Source organism: Staphylococcus sp. GDX7P312P (assembly GCF_008385775.1).
Taxonomy (GTDB): Bacteria; Bacillota; Bacilli; order Staphylococcales; family Staphylococcaceae; genus Staphylococcus; species Staphylococcus haemolyticus.
On the sequence record NZ_VUKI01000075.1, the window covers coordinates 1 to 427 of the forward strand.

Below are 427 nucleotides of genomic sequence, written 5' to 3' on the forward strand. Positions count from 1 at the left end.
TGGTCAAACAAAAGAATTGAATACAGCAATTTATTCAATCAAGATTGACGAGAGTGATAATAGTGGTCAAGCTGTAAAGAATAAAGTGAGTGGCTTACCAGCAGGAGTAACATTCAATCCAGACACGAAAACAATTAGTGGAACACCAACAAAAGTTGGAAGCTATCCAATTACAGTGAAAACAACAGATGCCGAAGGCAACGAAACAACAACAAGCTTAACAATTACAGTGCAAGATACAACGACACCAGTCGTATCACCAATAGCTGGACAAACAAAAGAAGTGAATACAGCAATTGATTCAATCAAGATTGACGCGAGAGATAATAGTGGTCAAGCTGTCACGAATAAAGTGAGTGGCTTACCAGCAGGCGTAACGTTTAATCCGAATACAAACACAATTAGTGGAACACCAACAAAAGTTGGA

The 427-nt window shown here is 38.6% G+C and carries 1 protein-coding gene; it reads left to right on the top strand.

Features of this window, described 5'->3' with window-relative positions; all coding sequences use genetic code 11:
* A partial coding sequence (locus F1592_RS13325; RefSeq protein WP_188294700.1) for an Ig domain-containing protein occupies nt 1-427 on the top strand: 427 nt, incomplete at both ends.